18 protein-coding genes are annotated in these 18,920 nt (G+C 48.9%); 11 read left to right on the top strand and 7 right to left on the bottom strand.

Annotation, left to right across the window (positions count from 1 at the left end):
* Positions 1–33: 33 nt before the first annotated feature.
* The 4 genes from gatB (at position 34) to ACN0IC_RS02355 (ending at position 3,266) form a co-directional block, all read left to right on the top strand.
* Positions 34–1,527: an Asp-tRNA(Asn)/Glu-tRNA(Gln) amidotransferase subunit GatB gene (gene gatB / locus ACN0IC_RS02370; RefSeq protein WP_416877155.1), complete on the top strand. Its 1,494-nt coding sequence runs from the start codon at positions 34–36 to the stop codon at positions 1,525–1,527.
* Positions 1,528–1,730: 203 nt separating this feature from the next.
* Positions 1,731–1,907, top strand: a complete 177-nt coding sequence (locus ACN0IC_RS02365) for a hypothetical protein (RefSeq protein WP_416877154.1) — start codon at positions 1,731–1,733, stop codon at positions 1,905–1,907.
* Positions 1,904–2,593 carry a nitroreductase gene (locus ACN0IC_RS02360; protein ID WP_416877153.1) on the top strand — a complete coding sequence of 230 codons (690 nt, stop codon included), beginning with the start codon at positions 1,904–1,906 and terminating at the stop codon, positions 2,591–2,593. Before ACN0IC_RS02365 ends, ACN0IC_RS02360 begins: the two co-directional genes overlap by 4 nt.
* A 376-nt stretch (positions 2,594–2,969) precedes the next feature.
* Entirely contained in the window at positions 2,970–3,266 is a 297-nt protein-coding gene (locus tag ACN0IC_RS02355; RefSeq protein WP_416877152.1) for a hypothetical protein, read from the top strand.
* Positions 3,267–3,333: 67 nt separating this feature from the next.
* Here the strand turns inward: ACN0IC_RS02355 and ACN0IC_RS02350 are convergent, their stop codons facing one another.
* Entirely contained in the window at positions 3,334–4,236 is a 903-nt protein-coding gene (locus tag ACN0IC_RS02350; RefSeq protein ID WP_416877151.1) for a polysaccharide biosynthesis/export family protein, read from the bottom strand.
* A 124-nt stretch (positions 4,237–4,360) separates the two neighbouring features.
* Between ACN0IC_RS02350 and ACN0IC_RS02345 the strand changes: the two genes are divergently transcribed.
* Positions 4,361–6,406: a hypothetical protein gene (locus ACN0IC_RS02345; protein ID WP_416877150.1), complete on the top strand. Its 2,046-nt coding sequence runs from the start codon at positions 4,361–4,363 to the stop codon at positions 6,404–6,406.
* Between the two features lie 18 nt (positions 6,407–6,424).
* Here ACN0IC_RS02345 and ACN0IC_RS02340 read toward each other — a convergent pair whose 3' ends face one another.
* The 6 genes from ACN0IC_RS02340 to ACN0IC_RS02315 all read right to left on the bottom strand — a co-directional run bounded on the left by ACN0IC_RS02340 (position 6,425) and on the right by ACN0IC_RS02315 (position 13,175).
* Positions 6,425–7,354: a glycosyltransferase gene (locus ACN0IC_RS02340; protein WP_416877149.1), complete on the bottom strand. Its 930-nt coding sequence runs from the start codon at positions 7,352–7,354 to the stop codon at positions 6,425–6,427.
* Positions 7,351–8,130 carry a polysaccharide deacetylase family protein gene (locus ACN0IC_RS02335; protein WP_416877148.1) on the bottom strand — a complete coding sequence of 260 codons (780 nt, stop codon included), beginning with the start codon at positions 8,128–8,130 and terminating at the stop codon, positions 7,351–7,353. The genes ACN0IC_RS02340 and ACN0IC_RS02335 overlap by 4 nt, the downstream gene beginning before the upstream one ends.
* Complete coding sequence (locus tag ACN0IC_RS02330) at positions 8,127–9,050, bottom strand: glycosyltransferase family 2 protein (protein WP_416877147.1); 924 nt, start codon at positions 9,048–9,050, stop codon at positions 8,127–8,129. Before ACN0IC_RS02330 ends, ACN0IC_RS02335 begins: the two co-directional genes overlap by 4 nt.
* Complete coding sequence (locus tag ACN0IC_RS02325) at positions 9,043–10,515, bottom strand: lipopolysaccharide biosynthesis protein (RefSeq protein ID WP_416877146.1); 1,473 nt, start codon at positions 10,513–10,515, stop codon at positions 9,043–9,045. Before ACN0IC_RS02325 ends, ACN0IC_RS02330 begins: the two co-directional genes overlap by 8 nt.
* A 37-nt stretch (positions 10,516–10,552) precedes the next feature.
* Positions 10,553–12,160, bottom strand: coding sequence for an exopolysaccharide biosynthesis polyprenyl glycosylphosphotransferase (locus tag ACN0IC_RS02320; protein WP_416877145.1), 1,608 nt, complete (start codon positions 12,158–12,160; stop codon positions 10,553–10,555).
* A 151-nt stretch (positions 12,161–12,311) separates the two neighbouring features.
* The gene (locus ACN0IC_RS02315; RefSeq protein ID WP_416877144.1) at positions 12,312–13,175 is read right to left on the bottom strand and encodes a LysR family transcriptional regulator; all 864 of its coding nucleotides are present in this window, start codon (positions 13,173–13,175) and stop codon (positions 12,312–12,314) included.
* 98 nt (positions 13,176–13,273) lie between these two features.
* Between ACN0IC_RS02315 and ACN0IC_RS02310 the strand changes: the two genes are divergently transcribed.
* The 6 genes from ACN0IC_RS02310 to mmsB all read left to right on the top strand — a co-directional run bounded on the left by ACN0IC_RS02310 (position 13,274) and on the right by mmsB (position 18,919).
* Entirely contained in the window at positions 13,274–14,770 is a 1,497-nt protein-coding gene (locus ACN0IC_RS02310) for a CoA-acylating methylmalonate-semialdehyde dehydrogenase (RefSeq protein WP_416877143.1), read from the top strand.
* Positions 14,771–14,836: 66 nt separating this feature from the next.
* Positions 14,837–15,337 carry a DUF2937 family protein gene (locus tag ACN0IC_RS02305; protein ID WP_416877142.1) on the top strand — a complete coding sequence of 167 codons (501 nt, stop codon included), beginning with the start codon at positions 14,837–14,839 and terminating at the stop codon, positions 15,335–15,337.
* Between the two features lie 12 nt (positions 15,338–15,349).
* Positions 15,350–16,489: an acyl-CoA dehydrogenase family protein gene (locus tag ACN0IC_RS02300; RefSeq protein ID WP_416877141.1), complete on the top strand. Its 1,140-nt coding sequence runs from the start codon at positions 15,350–15,352 to the stop codon at positions 16,487–16,489.
* Positions 16,490–16,527: 38 nt separating this feature from the next.
* On the top strand, positions 16,528–16,956 hold the full coding sequence (locus tag ACN0IC_RS02295; protein WP_416877140.1) for a hypothetical protein: 429 nt from the start codon (positions 16,528–16,530) through the stop codon (positions 16,954–16,956).
* Positions 16,953–17,999: an enoyl-CoA hydratase/isomerase family protein gene (locus ACN0IC_RS02290; RefSeq protein WP_416877139.1), complete on the top strand. Its 1,047-nt coding sequence runs from the start codon at positions 16,953–16,955 to the stop codon at positions 17,997–17,999. The genes ACN0IC_RS02295 and ACN0IC_RS02290 overlap by 4 nt, the downstream gene beginning before the upstream one ends.
* Positions 18,000–18,028: 29 nt before the next feature.
* The gene (gene mmsB / locus ACN0IC_RS02285; RefSeq protein WP_416877138.1) at positions 18,029–18,919 is read left to right on the top strand and encodes a 3-hydroxyisobutyrate dehydrogenase; all 891 of its coding nucleotides are present in this window, start codon (positions 18,029–18,031) and stop codon (positions 18,917–18,919) included.
* Position 18,920: the final 1 nt, after the last annotated feature.

Below are 18,920 nucleotides of genomic sequence, written 5' to 3'. Positions count from 1 at the left end.
GATTGACACTGAATCGAATAGTAGGATTTGAATATGTTCACAGCAGAACGCGTTGCGGATAAAAAAGATTGGATCAAAGGCGAAACGGGTGACTGGGAAGTCATTATCGGGCTGGAAGTTCATGCCCAAGTGGCCAGTAAGTCTAAACTCTTCTCGAGCTCTTCGACCGCTTATGGTTCCGAGCCGAACAGTCAGGTGTCGCTCGTCGATGCCGGTATGCCGGGCATGTTGCCGGTGGTGAATGAGTTTTGCGTCGAGCAAGCCGTTAAGACAGGTCTGGGCCTGAACGCAAAAATCAATCTGTTCTCACGCTTTGACCGCAAGAATTACTTCTATGTCGATCTGCCGCAAGGCTATCAGATTTCCCAATTCGAATTTCCTGTGGTGGGTGAAGGCGAGATTGACATTTTGCCGATAGATGCGGACGGCAATGTCGGCGACGAAGTGGCCGTCGGGATTGAACGGCTCCATCTGGAGCAGGACGCCGGGAAATCCGTGCATGACCTTTCGCCGGATGAGACATATGTCGATCTGAACCGCTGCGGTGTGGCATTGATGGAAATCGTGTCCAAGCCGGATATGCGCTCCCCGGAAGAAGCCTCTGCTTATGTCGAAAAGCTTCGCGGCATTGTCCGGGCGCTTGGCACCTGTGACGGTGATATGGAAAAGGGTAATCTACGCGCTGATGTAAACGTCTCGGTTCGCAAACCTGGCGGAGAGCTTGGGACGCGGTGCGAGATTAAAAACGTCAACTCCATGCGCTTCATCCGACAGGCCATTAATTATGAGGCGCGTCGCCATATCGAAATTATCGAAGCAGGCGGTACAATAGATCAGGAAACGCGTCTCTTTGACAGTATAAAGGGCGAAACACGTACTATGCGTTCCAAAGAAGATGCCCATGACTACCGCTATTTCCCGGACCCGGATCTTCTTCCGCTCAAACTTGAGCAGAGCTTTGTGGATCGGATCAAATCCGAACTGCCGGAAATGCCGGACGCTCGTAAAGCCCGTTTTATGACCGAGTATGGCCTGCCGGAATATGACGCCCGTATTCTTACAGCGGATGCGACGAAAGCAGACTTTTACGAAGCCGTCGCCAAAGGACGCGACGCTAAAATTGCGTCCAACTGGACGATGGTGGAATTGTTCGGCGCGCTTAACAAAGCGGACCTCGAATTAGAGGAAAGCCCGGTTTCAGCCGATATGCTCGGTGGATTGCTTGACCGTATCGCGGATGACACAATTTCGGGTAAGATTGCCAAACAAGTCTTTGAACGTATGTTTAACGGCGAAGGTTCGGCAGACGAAATTATCGAAGCCCAGGGCTTGAAACAGGTGACGGATATGGGCGCCATTGAAACCATGGTGCAAATGGTCATCGACGATAACCCGGATCAGGCCGCTGCAGCGAAAGAAAATCCGAAACTTATCGGTTTCTTTGTCGGGCAGGTGATGAAAGCCAGTCAAGGCAAAGCCAATCCGCAAGCAGTGAACAAGGTTCTGCGTGAGAAGCTGGGGCTATAATTGCAGAATAAGCTCACTTTGATATCGTTCGCGATAGCAGCTTTTAGCGGCCTGATTTTTGCAATCGGCGTGGCTTATGCTCTCATTGTTTTGACGGAGTTAGGCCCATTGATCTCATCAGCCATTGGGGCCGTTATCGGTGTTTCTGATTATTTGGCCTTGAAATATGTTTTATCAAAAACATTCAGAGGACGAAATCGGAAATGAAAGTTCAGGAAGGCCCAGCATTCGGCGCCCTCATTATTGGAATGGGTCTTGCCTTTTTGATTAACAGGCAATCGGAGAATTTGGTTGCTGCGATAATTATTGGCGTTCTTGTCGGTTTGGCCGATTATTTTTTATTGATTTGGATAGGTAAGTTTAAGGAACGGAATAAATGAGTTTAGACACCGGAAAGTCGGCCAGCGTCACAGATGCGCTTGAGACGCGCATCACCACCCGCGACTTTCTGGATAAACCCGTCCCGGATGAGCTTTTGAGAGGCATACTTGAAAAAGCGATGCGGAGTCCGTCCGGCGGCAATCTGCAGCCATGGAAAATCCATGTCGTGCGCGGCGAGACTTTGCGGAAAATGACCGAGGAGGGCGTCAGGCGTGCCCAGGCGGGAGAGACAGAGGACCCAACCTATCCCGCTTATCCTTCCCCTCTTTGGGAGCCACACAGATCCTGGCGGTATAAATTGGGCGAAGATATGTATGCGCTATTGGGGATTGAAAAAGATAATAAAGCGGGACGCCTAACTTGGCTTTTGCAGAATATAAAGTTTTTCGAAGCGCCTGTTGGCCTTATAATAACGGGGGATAAACGTCTCGGCATGCCGCAATATATGGATATAGGTATATTGCTTCAATCCATCATGTTGCTCGCCCGGGAACACGGTCTTCATACAGCGCCGCAGGGGTGGTGGCGCAATTGGCCGGATCTGGTCGGCACATTTTTGGATATTCCGGAGACGCAGGAAGTTCTGGTCGGCATGTCTCTTGGCTATGGAAATCCGGATAATCCTGTCAACAATCTTTATGCGGATCGTGCAGGATTGGACGAAGTTTCGACGTTTTACGACTAAACCATGCGTGCCAAAACTGGAAAAAACAGACAGATTTGATGTTTTTTTTCAAAAAAATAATTTTATTTTTGATTTTTGTGTAAGTTGGTATGCTTAAGTTTTATTATAGCTATACTCTAGCTTTTCTTATTCATATCTAAGTGTAACGTAAGTTTAACTTTGAAATAACCGAATAGTAATTCCTATTTACTTCATTTAACAACTATAAATCTCGATTAACCCTGTTTGATATTAACCCAATGTTTATCCTGTCAGGCAAAAGTCTGATCACGCCCTGAGTGACACGGAAAAATCCGGCGCAACCGGCGGCCTCGAAAGACCATAATCCTGGGCTCTCGATGGTATTAGGTGAGATGGATAAACACAGGGGGGTCACATGGCCTTTACAACACTCGAAGTACAAGAAGCCGAACAGGCAATCGCCGTTCAAGCCAATTCAGAAGATATGTTCCGTTTGGGGCTTATTTATTCAACAGATGTCGAGGATCGCGGTCCTGATTTTGTTGAAGCGCATAAATGGTTTAGCCTTGCGGCCATGATGGGGTCTAACCCGGCAAAAGCGTATCAAGCTCAGCTGAAGAATGAGATGAGCTCACAGGATGTGACGCTCGCTCTGAAAGCAGCGCGCGGATGGTTGGCTGAAAACCGCCAGATGGTGAAGACAGCGGCCTGATTTTCAAAAGAGCCATAAAGCGGTTCTTCATTAAAAATGCGAAGTTGTTGACGACTTGGTGAAACGATTAAGGCGAGATAACCGTCGTGCCGTTATTTCCGCCATTGCCGAACTGGTAGCTTAAATTGACTCCGACAGGCAGGGCATTTCGGAAATTCTGCATGAAGGTTCCGACTTCCGCGATAGTAGATTGCGGAACATAGATAATATCGCCGCGGCGCAGCTGCATATTGTCGTTATATTCACGGATATTCAGTAATCCGTTTTTGATATTTACCGTCCGCATCATCATCCCGCCATTTGGCGCACGGCGAAGAACTGCGACTTGAGATGTTCGCGCAGTCGGGCGCATACCGCCCGCCATCAAAATGGCTTCCAAGGCTCCAATTTGCCCCGGAATAGTGTAGGTTCCCGGCGCTCCAACCTCTCCGCCCACAAATATTTGCTGCGGTGCATAAGCGCGGGGCGTCACTGCGACTGTGGGGTCGCGTAATTGTTTCGATAACTCTGCGCTCAATAATCTTTGTACCTGAACAAAACTCTTTCCGGCGGCCATTATCGGTTGGCTCATAGGCATGACAATTCGGCCGTCTGGACCGACTGTCAGTGTTCTGGAAAGTTCGGGCGCCGAAGAAACAACAATATCAAGCTGATCTTCAGGCTGGATCAGATAATCCGGTTCCCATTCGATCCATTGTTGAAACACGGCGCCGGGCGGGGCCGGGCGCGCGGGCGTCTGATAGGCGGGATGTTTTTGACCTCTGAGGCGCGCCATTAATCCCCCATATTTTGGCGGAGGAAGTTGTCCATAACGGCCGCCAGGAACAGGCTTCATCTGAGTATGAGCGTGATTGTGCCCTTGAGGGACGGCATTTCCGTAGCGGGACTGGGCTATTGATTCGGTCGAAACACTGCTCAGAAAGGTTCCTGAAAGCAGTACCAAGCTTAGGAATTTCAGGGGTTTCTGCATAAATCGGGCTCGAGTCGGGGTTTTGCTGCCATAAGGTCGCTTTTTTCAAATATTAACAAGAATGGATAAGGAAATATTAAAATTTAGAACGCCTTATAGTTAACGAATCAAACTGAGGGTGGTTATGGCCGTATTTGGTCTTGGAAAAAAACGTGGGAAACGCGAAATTGATGCGGGTTCGGCGTCGAGGTATGATCGCCGTTCAGGGAATGGATCGACAACTCCCAATGTCCGAAAAGGGGATTTGACGGTCGCGGACTACGCACATGGCGTACCAAATATTCGGCTGTCAGAGGCTGTAAAATCCTTTGGGCGACAGCTTAAATGGCTCATCCCTCTTTTCATTCTTGGTGTTGTCGTGGCGTGGTTCGCGACGAAAGATTTCAAACGCAGTTACTCCGCCCATGGTAGTCTGATGGTTCAGCTTGGGGATGAGTATGTCTATCAGGGTGTTGGCTCTCAAAACGCTCAGAATAATCTTCAGATTACATCCGACACAATCACCCGTAATGAAATGGAAATTATCAAAAACCCGGAAGTGATTGATGCTGTCATCGGGCAGATGACGTCAACCCCTGCCGAAAGCCTCCGCTTTGATGAGGCGGCAGAAAAGAAAATCCGGTCTGCCGGAAACGACCAAGCCCAAATCCGCGAAGCCCAGATGGAACGCAGAAATCGCGTAGAATCAGCTTTTGTAGTAATGCCGCAACCCAAATCCTCAATTATTCAGCTTGTCTATAAACATGAGGACCCGGCAGTTGCTGTAGAAACACTTAATGCCTTCATGGATACTTACAGAACATTCCGTCGGAGTGTTTTTGTTGAGGGGGCGGGAGATGTTATTGCTCAACGTAGAAAAGCGACGGAACAACAACTCGATCAAAATGAGCAATTGATCGCAAATTTCCTGGAAAAAAATAATGTGTCAGATTTTGAGTCTGAACAGGAAGGCGTTCAGAAACGCACAGAGGATCTCAAAGCAAGCCTGAATTCGACGCGAGCCGATATTTCCGAAACGGAAGCGGCTCTGGCAGAAGTTGAAGACCAGCTTCGTCAAACGCCGCAAACCATAGATCTTTACCGGGATGATCGCGCCTCGCAACGCATTGCTCAAGCAGAGCTCGAACTTGGGCAGCTCTTGGCGAAGTACTTACCCACAAGTGATCCCGTCCGTCAGAAAAGGGCGGAGCTGGAAGAGTTACGTTCTGTTCAATCCGGTTATGGGGGGCAGGCTTCAGGGGGGCGTCGTGTTGGTCCGAACCCCGTTTTTCAGGAACTTGCTACAAGGCGTAATACGCTCCAAGCCAGTGCCAATTCTTTGCGTGAAAAAGAGTTTACGCTTCAACGTCAGCTTGACAGTGCTGATGCAAAAGTGCGTCGTTTAACTCAACTTTACCCGAAATTTCAAAATTTGATGAGAGAGCGTGAAACTTTGGCGGATCGGCTCAATACTTATAATACCAAGGAGCAGGAAGCTTTAATCAATCAGACACAGTCTGAATCCAATAATGAAAACATTCGGGAAATTTCCCGCGCCCGATACGCCATCAAAGGAAGAAATCTGCGCATTTTGATGTTCGCCTTGGCGGTAGTAGGTTGGGGTTTCACATTGTTTATGGTGGCCATGGCACGAGTCTTTCTCGATCCGCGTCTTTATACGAGTAAAAGTGCTGCGAACCGTCAGCGTAGAGATACGACGACGGCTGATCCTGTCTATGGCGCCCCAATTCCTGAACCCGTTACGCCGCAACACGCGCCCAAGCCTTATGAATATGCTGATTATGAAGACGCAGGTTGCGGGCAAACGCCTGCCCAGCCTTACAGCGGGCCACAGACGTATCAGGATAGTGCTGGACATTATGAAACCGGGATATCTGAAAACTATCCTGCAGATCCGTATCGAACGACAGGATATGATGAGCAGGCTGGAAATTACGCGCCTTTAAGCCCTGCGTACCAGAATAGCCACGCCGAACAGTCGGGTCCGGTCGAATGGACGCCGTCAGCCGAGACCTATACGGAAGGCTACCCTCAAGCCGGCATCGCTCCCCAACAGAACATGACTCAAGGCTATAGCCCTAATGGCAGCCCTTACGCCGAACCTCAATATCTACAAAGCCAAGGGGGCGGGCACCCACAACCTTACAGCCAAAATCCCTATTCAAACTAATTTTGCGTATTGACGGACTTAGTTGCCATATAATTTAGGGCTAAGAGTTTTCATCCAAAAGATCTTGCCGACGCCTTGTGCAAGTTTGACGAGAGATCTTACACGTTTGGCAGAGCCTGTTATTGAATAAATCGCTAATCCAGGTAGAGCTATAAGAGATTGCGCGCCGCCCGCTGCCATCCAGAAAAGAACTTTTGGAAACCCAGTCATACCTTCCTCAAAAGCCTCCTGCGCCGGGCTCTGACCGAAAGCAAAATTGCGTTTCCAGACATAAGATAAAGTGGCGCGTTTTTCCGGAACATGCTCAAGACATTTGGCGTCATTTGTCCAATAGGCTTTGACGCCCTGCTTGAGGAGATAGCTGAAAAAAACATCATCCTCCCCTCCGGTTTGGTTCAAGCTTGGATCGAAAACGGGGCGCGGCCATGATGTCGCCATTCGGTCGGCCAGGCATCCGCCAGTGGCAACTCCTTTGTCGATATAGCCATTTTCAGAATAGGGAATGCGGTCGAAGGCGCCCGACATGTAGGCATAGATGGGTTTTTTCCGGTCAGGCATGACAGCTTTAACTGGACCAAATACGAGCCCGGCTTGATTGTCCCTGGAGGCTTTCAAAAGTGCTGTAAGCCAATCGGAGCGCGCTTCCATATCGTCATCCAGAAAAGCTATGAACCGTCCCTTGGCATGCTCCAACGCTGTGTTGCGGGCGTTCGAGACGCCGGGGTTTGGCTCATGAATAAAAATGATAGTGGCGGGGCTTTGACGTATGAAATTTTCTACGGCTGTTTTAGCGGAATGTTTTGGGTCATTATCAACAACAACAATTTCACAGAGCGTCTGTTCAATTGCTTGCGATTCAATACTCTTCAAAGCTCGAACGATATCGTCCGGCCGTTTATAAGTCGGAATTACGATTGAGACGCCATTGTTTTGCCAGCTATTGATCACACGGTTTCTCCCTGAAGCCGTGAAAGAGCGTCCGCGACAGGCAGGACTTCTGCACCTGTAGATTCAACCGCTTTGATAGCGGTTTTAAAATCCGAAGGCGTACAGCCAAAATCGCTGGGATTCTCCCGGACGTCGTGGGTAAATAAAATGAGCCAGTATGGTGTGTGTTTCAGTTCCCGAATGGCTCTAAGGCAAGGTTCAAAATCGGATCCAGAATATAAGCGTTGAGACGCGGCCTGGTTCAAATCAACGTTTTTGTCGCCATGGGGCGAATGAATGCCGCGAAGTAGAGGGAATTTCTGACCCAGCGCATCTTTGGTTTCTTTCGTAACTTCGCCATAGGGGTAAGCAAAAGACTGTGCAGGCGGCAGGCCCATATCTTCGAATACGGCTTTATTCTTATCGATATCGTCCAGAAATTCTGCTGTTGAAACCGACCTTGCGCTAATATGCGAAAAAGTGTGGTCGTCAATATGATGACCAGATTGGTGGGCGGCCTTCATGTCTTCGCGGCTCATATGTAGGCCAAGATGATTGGTTATACCGCACAGCCCCATAGCGGCATAAATGGTTCCCCGCCAGCTACGGCTTTCTAAAAGCGGGAGCGCATTCTCCATGACGGAACGAGGACAGTCATCAAAGGAGAAGCTTACAATAGGTCTGTCATGGCTAAAACTCATCATCCGTCTTGCCTGGTACTTTACCAAGCGTCTGGATATTCGGGAGGAGAGGGATTTCGATGGCACGAAAACGGGATACTCGCTTGCCTGGCTCATTTTAAGGCCTCCGAGTACCACGAAGCTCGCCAAAGTTTTAGAGCCATCAAGCGTGCGCGCATCGGGGCCTTGGATTTGACCAACCATTTTAAAATCGGACGTCCAAACTTCTGACCCGGTACTTTTCTTAAACCTTTCGACAGACGAAAAAGGGGAAGGGTTTTGGCAAGTTCCGGATGTTTGTCAGTAAACCTTGCATAATTTGAGCCGCTCAACTGGAACCTTCGCAGGAGGGTATCTTCACTCTCAAGACCCAAATGAAGGGCCGGATTATCTACATGAATGAGTTCGTAGTTTTTCGAAACTCTGGCTGCCCATTCACTGTCTTCCCATCCCCACCCGACAAAACCGTTATCAAAGGGGTTTTCAGTAATGACTGATTTGCGGAGGCAGAGATTGGATGAAGCTACATATTGAGGCCCTGCTGCCTGTCGTTCTTTCAGAGGTAAACAATCAGACACGGCAGAGAGAGCTCTGTGAAGCGCGCCCGATTTATCCTCACTTTGGGGCTCTACCGTAAATCCCCCAAAAATAATGTCTGCCTTGTTTCGTTCAATTTCGCTTAAGTAAGTTTGTAGAAAATTTTGACTAACTGGGCGCATGTCGGCGTCGAGGAAAAGCAACCAGTCGCTACGGGCTGCTTGTTGAAGTCGATTGCGGGCTGCTGCTCGGCCGCCATTTTCGGCTAAAGTGATAAGGCAAATGGCGGCCGGCAATCCCTTTATCAAGCTTTGCAATTTGGCCGTTAAGTCCGGTTGTCCTGTTCCATCATCCACAAGGATAATTTCAGTTGTCTCAGACTGTTTCTGTGTTGCGAGGGCCGAAATTAGAGCGGAGGCGTCATCTTTAAAAAAGGGGATAAGAATTGAAAGCGCGGGAACCGTCTTACTGTAAAGCTGATTTTCAAATATGTCAGTCACGAACCACCTCCCGACGAGGAGCTGGCTTGAACTTTGAAACGAGGGAGACGAACACCGTTCGGCAATTGGCGGCATCAACAAGCCAACAAACTATCATATATACGCACACGCCCCATCCGGCTTTTGCTGATAATCTCAAAACGCTCGGCCAGCTATCTGGCCACGGGATCGCGATAATACAGATTGCCATAATAAGGCAGGCGAAAGAAATTTTGAAAAAAGCTTTGATCGGCAGGGGTAGGGGGTAATAACGCCGAGCAACGGAGAACGCTATTACAGCCCCCAGACTATAAGCGGCTATCGTGGCAATGACTGCCCCCAGGAGCCCATAGAGAGGGATGAGCCAAAGGTTGAGGCCAATATTTAGTCCGACCGGGGCGAGGAGAACCCAGACAAAGGATTTGGTTTCGCCCGAGAGGACGAAGGCACGCTGGATGTAATAGTTGATGAAACCATTCAGCACACCCGCAAAGGCAATCCATGGCATGACCAAAACGGCGTTTTCACGCACAGACTCGCCCAGTATAAAACCGGCGTCTTTAGCCACTAATGCAATACCAGTCGCAGCCGGAAGGGTTATCCAAAGCAGAGACGCGCCGTAATCGCGCATAATCGTTTCGGAAACCTGTGATCCGCTTTTCTCAAAGGCTGTGATTGCCATTGGCGTGACGGCCATGGAGAGCCAGATAAACAACATTTCAACACTTCTATTCGCTAGATTGTACCCCGCATTATATTCTCCGGCAGAAGCTTCTCCCATAAATGCTGCAATTAAATATATATCGGCCGAGCTGAGCGCGATGGCCAAGATGAGTGAGAGGCTGATAGGGACTCCGTATCGCGCATATGTCCTCACCTTTTCACGGTCAAATGTCCCGCCCTTTAGTCGTGGTAGCATGAACAATAGATCAAAAGTCAGAACAATAAGAACTCCGATTATGATACCAACAAAAGGTCCGGCTTCTTTCAATGGCGTTGTCAGGATCAGTATAATACCGATAGTAAAGCTGAGTAAGGTCTGTGTTGAAAAACTCATTGAGTAACGCTTGATCCGATGCGCTGCTTTATGAACTTCCATGCCGATATTGAAAAACACCTGCAAACAAGTCGAGCCAATAGCAAAAGCCAAGACCGTTTTCATAACATCAGATAAAGGAGCTAAAATTAGAGCGACTGCAAACAAGACGCCAGCGGTCAGACTCATTCCTACACCTAGGCTGTAGAGCGTTTTAAGGTAGGAGGCGGTTTCCCCCTCTCTATCGGCGCGAGCCTCGAACCGCGCTGCAGAGGCTTCGATCCAAGTAAAAACCAGCATATGCGCAAATTGCATTGTGATGACCGCAATGGCGTAGCGCCCGAATTCTTCCGCAGAAAGCAAGCGGGTCAAAATAACGACCGTACCGAAACTCACGACGAGATTCGCAATATTCACCGGAATATAAGCAAGCAGAGATCGGCCCATCATGAGCTACTCCCCATTAAATCTTGTGGAGCAAAAATCACTATCTCACTGTCTCTTTATCCCCGAGCAAAACGGGTAGCGTCATAATCATAATATAAAGGTCAAGCCAGACATTGCTTCGCTCGATATAATCCACATCCAGCCGGACGCGCCTTGCTACATCTTCGCCTGATACCAAGGCGCCGCGCGAGCCGTTAATTTGCGCCCAACCGGTCATCCCGGGTTTGACTTTATGACGGTGGGCGTATTCTTCGACAAGTTCCATTGAAGCCTTCCCAGCTGTACGCATGCCAATAGCATGCGGTCTCGGGCCGACGAGAGACATTTCCCCTTTCAGAACATTCAGAAGCTGCGGCAGTTCATCAATGCTGGTTTTACGAATGATACGGCCGATTCTTGTAACCCGGCTGTCACTTTTTGTAACTTGCTGGGCCGCATCAATATCTTCGGTCAACTTCGCCATGGAGCGGAATTTATAAACATTGAAAACACGATTATTAAAGCCGTGACGGGGCTGCTTGAATATTACCGGCCCGGGGCTATCGAGTTTTATGAGGGCGGCAATGATCAGGAGGAAGGGCGCTCCTAAAACCAGAGCCAGAGAACTAATAACAACATCCAACAACCGTTTCACGGCTATATGGTGACCGCTTTTTGGCTTACCAGAGACATCACGCATGGAAATTTCTGCGATTTCAGAGACACGTTGCTGCACATGGTTGAGTGTCTCGAATTCATCAACAACAAAAGCGATGCGGTTTGGTAATAACCGGACTTGATTGACAAAGGCCTGCTTGCGTTCTTCAGCCATGGACGGAAGGGTGACAACGATACGGTTGACAAAAGGAAGCTTATCCCAAGCCAGAAGATCCTCCACACGTCCTACAACCGGGACGCCGTGAATGTTCAAGGGGGCTCGTGTGAGGCGATCGTCGAAGATTGCTAAAATATTTAATTCTTTGGTTCTGGCGTTTTCCTCGATAATCCGGCGGGCAGATTCGGTTGCTCCCAACATTACAATTGTCGGTGAAAGCGCTCCGGCTTTATGTAAATGCCGGGTTTGCGCATAATATAGTCCGTGCAATGCAAGAAGAAGGCCCGTTGCGCCCAGCCCCGCTTTGGCAAGTGTATCGGGGAGAAAGCTCTCTGGTCTCAAGATAAGGGCAAACGTTAGCCACACACCAATGGCCCCAGCCGAAGCAAGAACCACGGTTTTTATATGCTTTATCAGAGTTTCAGTGGCATGAAACTTATGGGCTTTATTGATAAACAAAAGACTGATGAAGAAAAAGCTGCCCATGATGGCTGATGCGATAGGCGCAATAATCCCATTGTCATTTGCGCCGACATAGCCATTCCAAATACCAAGCGTTATAATTGTGATGACGGCCAAAATGTCCAGGCTTCGCATGGTAAAGCGCAATGTGCTCATATTGACCTGTTTCTCAGGCACATGGATATCTGATACGGATTTACGGCGCCGACGACGATCCGGCACGTTCGGCGGCAACGGAGAGGAAGTCTTCCGTTTTTCATCGCCCTCCCGGCCTTTTGGTTCAATTTGCGCGAAAGCAAGAGCCGAGGACAATTCTGCGCCTGAGAGGGCCCCGCGAGCGCGAACACTCGTTTTTTTATTTTCTGCTGACATTCGTTTCCACCTAACTTTGGTGAAAAACTAGGCGAAATCTCCCAATATCCCGTAAACAAAGCTCAGAATCTCTGCATAAAATTCAAAATGCACTGAACTGAAAATATGTTTAAAAACAATAATCTAAGCAATCATTATGCTTAACAATTAGTTATAGCGTATGGCTTAACATATTATTCAAATGGTTGGTGAGTAGTCGACACCGGGCCGTGCCCAGAAAAGCTCTGTGAGTTTGAAGCCAGAATGTTCGCTCAAGTGAAATCTCTTTTGGTAAAATTTCGATCATCTCATCGGTTGCCAAAAATGAGGGAAGGATGGCGAGGCCGGTTTGTAGAAGAACCAATTGTCGTTTTGCCAAGATTGAAGAACAGCGAATGGTGGCTGAAAAGTTGGGAAAGATATTTTCAAAATAATTGAGCTCTGGGGCATAAACCAGATCATCTATGTAGCTCATCAAAGTATGGTCAGACAGGTCGGCGACTTCCGAAATTTCCTTCAGGCGCGGATAATCTTTATGGGCATACAAACTCAATCGGTAATTTACCAAAGGCTTCGAATGGATGAGGCGAGATTTTGATCTTGATAAACTAATGGCCATATCGGCTTCACGTCTGGAAAGGGACAGAAATCCGCTTCCGGAAACCAGATCAATTTCAATAAAGGGGTTGGCTTTGTGAAAGGCAGCAATGGCATCTACCATCAAGCTTGCGCCGAAACCTTCCGCGACACTTATGCGGATGTTTCCTGTAATAAAATCCGGAGTTTCAGGTTGATCATTCTCTATTTTACTAAGCTCAAAATCAACCTGTTGGACATTCTTGTATAGTTTTTCACCTTGGTGGGTTAAAGTGAAGCCTTTGCGGCTTCGTTCAAACAGGGTTTTCCCGAGACTCTCTTCCAACCGTTTCACGCGGCGTGATATTGTGGCCTTGTCGACTTTTAGAGCGTGGGCTGCGTGTTCAAGCGTTTTACCGCGCGCAACAAAAACGAAATATTTCAGATCTTCCCAATTCATATTTACCGTTGCAAAATTGTATAGGTAAATTGGATTATTGGGTCTTTACGAAAAGAAATGCAATCTATAATTTGATTTAAAAATTAAGGAGACTTTTAATGAAAACTATTGGCCATTTTATCGACGGAAAACGCGTTGCTGGCAAAAGCGACCGGACAAAAGATATTTTTAACCCGAACACAGGGGAAGTTCAGGCCAAGGTTTCCATGGCAACACCGAGCGAGTTAGACGCGGCTGTGAAGACAGCGGCTGAGGCACAGGTAAAGTGGGCGGCGACGAACCCGCAAAAACGGTCTCGTATTTTATTTAAATTCAAAGAACTTGTTGAAGCGGAGATGGACGAGCTTGCGTCCATGCTTTCGTCCGAACATGGCAAAGTCATTGCCGATAGTCGTGGTGATGTCATTCGCGGTGTGGATGTTATCGAATTTGCTTGCGGCGTTCCGCATGGCCAAAAGGGCGAGCATACTTATGGCGCCGGTCCGGAAATTGACGTTTATTCCATGCGTAAGCCGCTCGGCGTTGTGGCCGGCATTACCCCGTTCAACTTTCCGGCAATGATCCCAATGTGGATGTTTGGCATGGCGATATCGACCGGGAATGCCTTTATTCTCAAGCCGTCAGAAAAAGACCCATCTGTTCCAATGCGCTTGGCGGAATTGTTTATTGAAGCGGGCGGGCCTGTCGGTCTCTTGCAGTGCATCAATGGCGATAAGGAAATCGTCGACGCCATTTGTGACAATGAAACGATCCAAGCCGTCAGTTTCGTGGGCTCCTCTGATATCGCGCAATATGTTTATGCCCGCGCCACGGCGAATGGCAAGCGCGCTCAATGTATGGGCGGCGCGAAAAACCACGGCATCTTGATGCCGGATGCCAATATGGAGCAAGCCGTCAAAGATATTCTTGGCGCGGCTTATGGCTCTGCCGGCGAACGCTGCATGGCATTACCCGTTGTGGTTCCCGTCGGAGAAGGCACAGCTGAGAAATTCCTCGAGCATATGCTCCCCGCCATCGAAGCAATGAAAGTGGGCGTCTCGGAAGACGCCGAAGCGAATTACGGCCCTGTTGTAACCGCAGCCCATCGCGATAGTATTGAAGCGGATATCACGAAAGCGGTAGAAGAGGGGGCAACTCTCTTGGTTGATGGCCGTAATTTCAAACTTCAAGGCTATGAAGACGGATTCTTTATTGGGCCGTCTCTGCTTGATAACGTCACGCCGGATATGGAAACCTATAAAGACGAAATTTTTGGTCCGGTCCTGCAAATTGTTCGTGCGGATACTTTCGAGGAGGCGTTGAAATTGCCGTCAGAGCATCAATACGGAAACGGCGTTGCGATCTTTACACAAAATGGCCGCGCCGCGCGTGAATTTGCGGATCGCGTAGAAGTGGGCATGGTTGGTATTAATGTGCCGATCCCCGTCCCTGTCGCATATCACAGCTTTGGTGGGTGGAAACGGTCTGCCTTTGGCGATGCGAACCAATACGGTATGGAAGGCTTGCGCTTCTATACCAAGGTGAAAACAGTGACTCAGCGCTGGCCAGAACCCGAGGTAAACGATGACAATGCCTTTGTTATTCCGACATTTTAGGCAAGGCCAAAATAATTACCGTTAATAGAGTTCAGCCTATCAGCAAAAATAGAGTATAGAGAGGTTATGAAAGCGTTCTTTGTACTCATTTTTGCGCTGATTTGCGGCGTTGCAACGTCGCAGTTCCCAGAGTTTGAACAGCAATACCGGCAGAGACTGTCCGGCGCAGTAAATGAGCTCTCAAAGGTTGTAGCTCGCTTTGACGCAGATGCCGGGGAGTTCGGTTTATCAAGAGAAGATGCTCTTCAACGTTATGTGTCTTCAACGGATAGCTTTTTGAACCTTCGGGGAAAATCGATGAACGAAATCATAAATCGGTATGAATATCTCTCGGAACATCAGGCAAAGCTCAATTCTGCTGTTGGACTGGAGAATGTCTGGATTTTCACGACTGAGAGGGACTCGGAATTGACACGAGACACGGCAGACATTTTCAAACCTGCTGTGCCAGTGACGGTCGAAGGATTTATGTACGCGGCAGGGGGCTTTTCCCTGGGGTGGATTTTACTTTATTTATTGCTCATGCCATTTGGTCGAGTCCGGCCTGTGCGCAGGGCAGAAACCTGAAAAGATACAATTATGGATTTCCAACTTACTGAAGAACAAACATTGATCCAGGATATGGCGCGTCAGTTTTCTGACACCGAACTCGCGCCGCAGTCTTCCAAATGGGATGAAGAGAAGTTTCTGGATCGAGACGTTTTTAAAAAGGCCGCCGAGCTCGGCTTTTGCGGTATTTACACAGGCGAGGAGCATGGCGGAACGGCTTTGTCGCGCCTCGACTCCGCGATTGTGTTCGAACAACTTGCCAGAGGAGATGTCTCCCACACAGCCATGTTGACCATTCATAACATGGCGACGTGGATGATAGATCGATACGGCAGCGACGAACTACGTGCCAAATATGTTCCTAAGCTTACAGCAGGCGAAATGATTGCCAGCTATTGCCTGACCGAGCCCGGCGCAGGGTCTGATGCCGCTTCGCTCAAAACCAAAGCTGTTAAAGATGGTGATGAATACGTTCTCAACGGTACAAAAACTTTCATTTCCGGAGCGGGATGGTCCGATATTTATGTTGTCATGGCCCGTACCTCGGAGGACGGCGCGCGTGGCGTGTCCACCTTTGTTGTGGAAAAAGGTATGGACGGCCTATCCTTTGGCGCGAATGAAAAAAAGATGGGCTGGAACGCCCAACCTACTGCAGAGGTCATTATGCAAGATTGCCGCATTCCGGCAGAAAACCGGGTTGGCGGTGAAGGCGAAGGCTTCAAATTTGCGATGAGCGGACTTGATGGCGGCCGTATCAATATCGGCTGTTGTTCTCTGGGCGGCGCGCAAAAGGCGATGGATACCACGCTTGATTACACCAAGGATCGAAAACAGTTCGGTAAAAGCATTTCAGATTTCCAAAATACGCAGTTTATGCTCGCCGATATGGCGACAAAACTCGAAGCCTCTCGCGTGATGATTTACCGCGCGGCGGATATGCTTGATAAAAACCTTCCAAATGCGGGCGCTGCTTGCGCCATGGCGAAACGCTTTGCGACGGATAATTGCAGCGAGATTGCCAATGACGCTCTGCAGCTCCACGGCGGATATGGCTATCTGAAAGACTATCCGATTGAGCAGATTGTACGCGACCTCCGCGTTCACCAAATTCTCGAAGGCACAAATCAGGTCATGCGCATGATCGTGAGCCGTAGCTTGCTGAGGCAATAATTGTGACGTCTAAAACTCAGAACATCTGGATTGGCGTTTTGGTCGTCATTATTCTTCTTTTGGGAGCAGGTTATGCCTGGGTCAAAAGTCTTGACCAGAGCGATGTACAAAACATCGTGGAGAATGAAGATGTCAGAGGTGTCTTGGAGACTATTGAAGAAAAGGCAGAAGATTCAGAAGCAGTCGAAAACTTAGCCGACAAGGCGGCAGAAGAATTAACGGGTGAACCCTCAAAACCAGAAAACCTCAACGAGGGATGTCTCGAGGGTGGAGAGTCTAAAGCGTTAGTGAAGATTCGTGAAATGACGGACACCATTCGGACAGCGGAGACTGAGGAAGGCTTTAGAACCGCTCGAATAGAACGGGGAAAAATTTTGGCGGGACTCAGCACGGCCTGTAAAGAGCAGCCCTCCATCCAAGCTCTAATTATTGAAGATATTAAATTTAGCGGGACCGAAACCAAATGACTGATCAAATTATTTCCAAAGTCCGCGGAAAACTCGGACATATTACTCTGAACCGGCCTAAAGCGCTAAATGCGCTGACGCAGGAAATGTGCGAGGAGCTGACGCGACTTCTTCTTGAGTGGGAAAGGGATGAAAAGATTGGCGCTGTTCTGATCGACGGCGCAGGAGATCGAGGATTTTGCGCGGGCGGAGATGTTATTCTGCTTCACGATAGTGGCAAAGCGGGAGATGATCGGGCCGAGCAGTTTTGGAGAGAAGAATATGCTTTGAATGAGCTTATTCAACGCTACTCAAAGCCTTATATTACCTTGATTGACGGTGTTGTTATGGGCGGCGGCGTAGGTCTGTCTGTGCATGGTCAGCACCGCATTGCCGGAGATAATACGCTCTTTGCGATGCCGGAAACGGGCATTGGCTACTTTCCGGATGTTGGCGGTACTTATTTTCTGCCGCGTTTGGGTTTGGATATCGGGCAATGGCTCGGCCTCACGGGGGCGCGTCTGAAAACCGCGGAAGCGTTAGAGATTGGCGTGGCAAACGGGTACATTCCGTCAGATAAGCACGAATGGTTTATCAAAGCGCTGGGCGAAGCCGATCTGGATGGATCTGACAATGCTGTTATCGATGTTCTGGATAAGTTTCACGAAAAGGGGCCTATGAATGCGGATCTCCCGGCTGCCTTGACCGCTTTTAATGAAAAAGATGTGCCAAGCATTTTGAATGCGCTAGATGGAATGAGCGGAGAATGGGCAGAAAAACAGGCGGCGAATTTGCGTAAAAAAAGTCCACTCGCGCTGAGTGTAACTTTTGAGGCAATTAAACGTGGTCTGGATTTGAATTTTAAAGAGGCCATGACGCAGGAACTAGATCTGTCTCTAAACTTCCTCAAAACTCAGGATTTTTATGAAGGGATTCGCGCGCAACTCATTGATAAAGACCGCAATCCGAAATGGTCTCATGAAAGCGTGGAGGCTGTGACGGATGAGCAGGTGGACAGGCTCTTTAAAACTACTGCCAATCCGCCTCTCAAATTTTTAAACTAGATTTTTGACTCCTCCAAAGGGAAACAGACATGACAACAATTGCATTTATTGGTCTTGGAAATATGGGCATTGGAATGGCCACCAATCTGGCAAAAGCGGATTATGACGTCCGTGCATTTGACTTGTCAGAGGCCGCCATAGCCAATGCCGTCAAGGCTGGATGCAAGGCCGCAAAAGACGTTAAAGACGCGGTGTCTGAAGCAGATGTGGTCGTCACCATGCTCCCTGCCGGAAAACATGTTCGAACCGTTTATACGAGTGAGGAGGGCGTGTTTTCTTATGCTAAAAAAGGAACATTGTTCATCGATTCTTCGACGATCGATGTGCCCACGGCTCGTGACATCATAGCGAAAGCCGAAGCAAAAGGCTTTGCCATGATTGACGCCCCTGTTTCAGGCGGCGTCGGCGGCGCGGCCGCTGGCTCTCTTACCTTTATGTGCGGCGGAGAAAAGTCGGCTTATGATCAAGCCAAGCCAATCCTGGATCATATGGGTAAAAATGTCTTCCACGCCGGGGAGGCTGGGAACGGTCAGGTCGCCAAAGTATGCAATAATATGTTGCTCGGTATTCATATGATCGGCACTTGCGAGGCCTTTAACCTGGCTGAGAAGCTTGGCCTAGATGCCCAAACTTTTTACGATATTAGTTCCACAGCGTCCGGCCAAAACTGGTCTATGACGAGTTACTGCCCAGCTCCGGGTCCCGTGCCCAGCGCGCCTTCAAATAAAGACTACGCCCCTGGGTTTGCGGCTGGAATGATGTTGAAAGATTTGCGTTTGGCGCAAGAGGCGGCCAGCACAGCCCGCGTTGCAACGCCGTTAGGCGCTCAGTCAGAGGCTCTATACGCCTTGATGGAAGCCGCCGGTAAAGATGATTTGGATTTTTCCGGCGTGATGAAATTGATCAAGGGTTCGCTTTAAA

The organism is Litorimonas sp. (assembly GCA_029936425.1).
Lineage (GTDB): Bacteria > Pseudomonadota > Alphaproteobacteria > Caulobacterales > Maricaulaceae > Litorimonas.
Note: the sequence above shows the minus strand (reverse complement) of the source record. Positions and strands in the feature narration are given on the sequence as shown.